Annotated in this window: 4 protein-coding genes; 2 read left to right on the top strand and 2 right to left on the bottom strand. The window is 73.1% G+C overall.

Features of this window, described 5'->3' with window-relative positions; all coding sequences use genetic code 11:
- Positions 1 to 150 precede the first annotated feature (150 nt).
- Positions 151 to 564, bottom strand: coding sequence for a four-helix bundle copper-binding protein (locus tag ACTIDRAF_RS0222175; RefSeq protein ID WP_016700903.1), 414 nt, complete (start codon positions 562 to 564; stop codon positions 151 to 153).
- A 497-nt stretch (positions 565 to 1,061) separates the two neighbouring features.
- Between ACTIDRAF_RS0222175 and ACTIDRAF_RS0222170 the strand changes: the two genes are divergently transcribed.
- Together ACTIDRAF_RS0222170 and ACTIDRAF_RS0222165 are read left to right on the top strand one after the other, a co-directional pair.
- Entirely contained in the window at positions 1,062 to 1,733 is a 672-nt protein-coding gene (locus ACTIDRAF_RS0222170; RefSeq protein ID WP_026066380.1) for a FadR/GntR family transcriptional regulator, read from the top strand.
- Between the two features lie 323 nt (positions 1,734 to 2,056).
- On the top strand, positions 2,057 to 2,716 hold the full coding sequence (locus tag ACTIDRAF_RS0222165; protein WP_016700901.1) for a DUF3558 family protein: 660 nt from the start codon (positions 2,057 to 2,059) through the stop codon (positions 2,714 to 2,716).
- A gap of 17 nt (positions 2,717 to 2,733) precedes the next feature.
- Here ACTIDRAF_RS0222165 and ACTIDRAF_RS0222160 read toward each other — a convergent pair.
- Positions 2,734 to 3,090, bottom strand: a 357-nt coding sequence (locus ACTIDRAF_RS0222160; protein ID WP_016700900.1) for a sulfurtransferase, incomplete at its 5' end; no start/stop codon positions are given.

Here is a 3,090-nt window from a genome sequence, read left to right as displayed (position 1 = left end):
GCCAGCCGGTGGGGCACCACCGGCTCGGGCGGGACGGCCGGGGAACCCGAGCCGGTCCACCCTTCTCCAGCGGAACGGTCACCCCGCGCCGCCACCAGCGCCCCCGTCAGCCGTCCTCCCGAGGCCGCTCGACCACGTCACCGAGCGGCGTCAGCTGAGGTTGGCCAGCAGGCGCTGGCAGGCGTCGGCGCAGCGCTGGCACGCCTCCGCGCACACCCGGCAGTGCCCGTGGACGGCGGCGTGCCGCTGGCACTCCTCGGCGCAGGTGATGGTGATCGTCGCGCAGGCCCGCAGCAACGCCCGGCTGACGTTCACGTCGTACCCGGTGTGCCGGGAGAGCACGCGAGCGGTGGCGTCGCAGACATCGGCGCAGTCCGCGCACGTCCGCACGCACTTCCGCAGCACCGGCAACGCGTCGTCCGGCTCGGCCAGGCAGGCGTCGGCGCAGGCGGTGCAGGCCTGGGCGCAGCGTTGGCACTCCTCGACGGAGTCGTTCAGGGCCGTCCGGTCGACGGCGCCGAGACTGGCCGGATAGGTGTTGAGCATGTCCGTCACGGTGCTCATCACCGTTCCTCCCGATCCTGCTCCGGTTTTCGCGCCCCGGGCAGCCCCCCGCCCGCCGGGGGCACCGCTCGGTTCCGCGTCCTCCCTCCAACCGGGTACCCGGTCGCGGCGCGACTCCTCGGCGCGACAGGACCTCCGGGGCACCGGAGGACACCGGGCGCCGGCTCCCGAGCGGCGGGGCGCGGCCATCGCCCCTGCTCGCCTCCCCGGGGCGGCCGCCCTCGCGCTCCCCACCGATCCGCCCCAGCAGGCACGCGGGAGGGAAGGCACCGATGCCCGTGGGCTGAGGTCGACTGGCGGAGGTGGTCGAGGGGGTCCGTTTCCCGATCTGGTCGGGGGTGGGGCACGACTGGGCCCCTGGTCCGGACCGCTCGGGGCTCCCGCGCCAGCAGGTCCCTACCAGGTCGGGGCGCCTGCCGCCGCGGCCGCACGGTGGCGGAAACTGTTGGTGACGGCGCGCGCCTGGGGCGGCCGGAACGTGGACGGTGGGTGACAGGGTGGCGCTGACGGACTCGGCGATCGAGAAGATCAAGCAAATGATCATTGACGGGGAGCTCCGGCCGGGCGACCGGCTGCCGAGGGAGGCCGACCTCGCCGCCCACCTCGGTCTCTCCCGGAGCTCCCTGCGCGAGGCCGTGCGCGCGCTCGCCCTGATCCACGTCCTCGACGTCCGACAGGGGGACGGGACCTACGTCACCAGCCTGGACCCGGCGTTGCTGCTGGACGCCGTCGGCTTCGTGGTCGACTTCCACCAGGACGAGAGCGTGCTCCAGCTCTTCGAGGTGCGCCGCATCCTGGAGCCGGCCGCGGCGGCGATCGCGGCGCGGGTGATGCCCGACGAGGACGCCAGGGGCCTGCTCCCCCTGCTCGACGAGGTCACCGATCACACCGACATCGAGCACCTGGTCGCCAACGACATCGAGTTCCACCGCCGGGTGGCGGAGGGCACCGGGAACCAGGTGCTCTGCTCCCTCGTCGACAGCCTGTCCAGCTCCACGCACCGGGCCCGCGTGTGGCGGGGGCTGACCCAGAAGGACTCCGTCCGCCGCACCCTGGACGAACACCGGGCGATCGCGGAGGCGATCATCAACCGGGAGGCGGAGGTCGCCAGGTCCTGGGCGACCGTGCACGTCGCGGGTGTGGAGCAGTGGCTGCGGAGCGCGTTGTAGGCCACCGCCCCGATCCCGGTGAGGACGAGGTGCGACGGTCGTCACCCCGGCAGGGGTGGCGGGCCGCGCCCGCTCCGAGGGCCTTCACCGGCAGCAGGGGCCACCTCCACCCACCGGAGGTCGCCCTTCGCTTAGTACGGCGGGTTCCGCTGCTGATGATCAGCCTTTTGGGTTAACCTCTGCCTCCAGGCGGATCTCGCCAACGCCGAGGCGTGGTGACACGTCACGTGCGGCGGGTTCCCCTCGTGTCATCCCACAGCCGTCGCCCTCGGCGCCACCCGGCGATCGTCGCGACGGCCCGTGCCGTGGAAAGGCGGGCCCTCATGACGAGACGAACCTGGAACGCCGTCGGTGCTCTGCTGCTGGCGGCGGGGTTGGGCGCGTGCGCCAGCGAGGTGTCCGGAACCGCGATCCCCCTCGGCGCCGGGCCGGGCCAGGGGCAGGCCGGAATGTCGGAGGAACCGGCCCCGCCGGAGACCGGCCCGGCGCTGCCCGACATGGACGACCCCGCCGACCTCGGCTCGGACGAGATCCCCCAGGTGCCCGACGGTCAGGTGAGCACCGAGAAGACCTCCGAGGGCGTCGTGGTGTGCGAGCTGCTGAGTTCTGACGAACTCCGCGAGCTGCTGGGCGCCGACGCGGTCACGATCGAGGCGGGCGGCGACGAGTTCCCCAACGCCTGCAAGTGGGAGATCTCGCTCGACGGCGCGAGCCCGTGGACGAAGATGCAGTTCACCGAATTCGGACCGAGTGCGTTCGAGAACTACACCGAGTCCGACGTGGCACCGATGACCATCGCCGGCAACAGCGCCTTCAAGCTGTACAACCCGGGCCGCTGCGACATCTCCGTGCAGTTCTCCACCGACGGCTACCCGGACGCGCTCCGCTTCGACCTGGACTCCCTGGAAAGGCTCGACGGGGACTACTGCGAGCAGGTGGAGAACGCGATCACCGTCGCCGTGGAGCGACTGCCGGCGGGCTGACCGCGGCCTGGTGCCGATCAGCCCGGCTCCGGCCCCAGCGCCGCCGGACGTGCGGGGTCGGACGACCACTCCGACCAGGAGCCCGGGTAGAGCGCGGCAGGTGACTCCGCCGCCCGGACTCCGGCGGCTTCGAGGGCGAGCACCACCGAACACGCGGTCACCCCGGACCCGCAGTAGACGCCCACCTCCTGCCCTGGCCGCACGCCGAGCCCGGCGAAGTGGGTGGCCAGCTCCGCTCGGCTCCGCCACCGCCCTTCCTCGGTGACGTGGGCGGCGAACGGCGCGTTCACCGCGCCGGGCACGTGACCGGGCCTCGGATCGATGGGTTCCACCTCGCCCCGGTACCGCTCCGGGGCGCGGGCGTCGAGCAGCAG

It is taken from the genome of Actinoalloteichus spitiensis RMV-1378 (assembly GCF_000239155.1).
Classification (GTDB): Bacteria; Actinomycetota; Actinomycetes; order Mycobacteriales; family Pseudonocardiaceae; genus Actinoalloteichus_B; species Actinoalloteichus_B spitiensis.
The sequence above is the reverse complement of the archived record's forward strand: the minus strand, read 5'-3'. Positions and strand labels throughout refer to the sequence as shown.